At 68.9% G+C, this 966-nt stretch carries 1 protein-coding gene and 1 pseudogene; both read right to left on the bottom strand.

Annotated features, from left to right (window positions below):
• Positions 1 to 8: 8 nt before the first annotated feature.
• The gene (locus E4U92_RS16345; RefSeq protein ID WP_137301151.1) at positions 9 to 668 is read right to left on the bottom strand and encodes a fasciclin domain-containing protein; all 660 of its coding nucleotides are present in this window, start codon (positions 666 to 668) and stop codon (positions 9 to 11) included.
• 95 nt (positions 669 to 763) lie between these two features.
• Positions 764 to 966, bottom strand: a pseudogene (locus E4U92_RS36645) (molybdopterin-binding oxidoreductase); the annotation flags it as partial.

Here is a 966-nt window from a genome sequence, read left to right as displayed (position 1 = left end):
CGGTGGGGTCAGCTCTGGGGCATCAGGACGGTGTCGATGATGTAGACGTTGGCGTTGGCGGTCCTGACGTTGCCGCAGACGACCTTGGCGGAGTCGTTGACGGTGTAGGACTCACCCGAACCGGCCGTCGTGAGCTTCGACTTCTCCAGCGTGTCGAAGGAGCCGTTCTCGAGGTCCTTCGGCGTGAGCTTCTGGCCGACGACGTGGTAGGTGAGGATCTTCGTCAGCTGCGCCTTGTCGTTCAGGACCTTGTCGAGGGTCGCCTTCGGGATCTTGGCGAAGGCGTCGTTGGTCGGCGCGAACACGGTGATGTTCTCGGCGTTGTTGAGGGTGTCGACCAGGCCGGCCTTCTGCACGGCGGACACCAGCGTGGACAGGGCCGGGTTGTGGGAGGCGGCGGTGGCGACCGGGTCCTTGGCCATGCCGTCGAAGGAGCCGGCGCCGTCCTTCGGCACGGCGGAACAGGCGGGGCCGAACGGCTGGTCCATGCTCGCGGCGGCCGTCGAGCCGCCCATGTCGTCGCTGCTCGGGGTGGCCGCTGCCGATGCCTTGCTCGACGAGTCGGACGTGCCGGAGTCCTTGCTGTCGCTGGAGCACGCGGTCAGCGCGAGGGGGAGCACGGCGGCCGCGGCGAAGAGACCGGCGGTACGGCGGATACGGGTGTTCATCATGATCTCCTGTAGGAAGGCGCAGCGTGGTCGCGGCTGCGTTCGGGGTGGTGCGGACAGGTGGTTCAGTGGGCGCGGGGCCCTTCGGAGGGGAGTCAGTCCACGGTCACGACGACGGAGTGCCATCCGCTGGCGCCGTCGGGAATGGTGCGGGTGCGTCGGTCGGTCTGCACCGCGCCGGTGCGGTCGGTGGCGCGGACGGTGAGGGTGTGGCTGCCCTTGGTGGCCTGCCAGGGAAGTGACCACTGGCGCCAGGTGTCACGGGTGTCCTCGGCGGCCAGGTCGGCTTGCCGCCAGG

The organism is Streptomyces galbus (assembly GCF_005280195.1).
GTDB lineage: Bacteria > Actinomycetota > Actinomycetes > Streptomycetales > Streptomycetaceae > Streptomyces > Streptomyces galbus.
Note: the sequence above shows the minus strand (reverse complement) of the source record. Positions and strands in the feature narration are given on the sequence as shown.

Coding starts and splice junctions, on each gene's coding strand:
- E4U92_RS16345 (WP_137301151.1), bottom strand. CDS start 668: ATGAACACCCGTATCCGCCGTACCGCCGGTCTCTTCGCCGCGGCCGCC.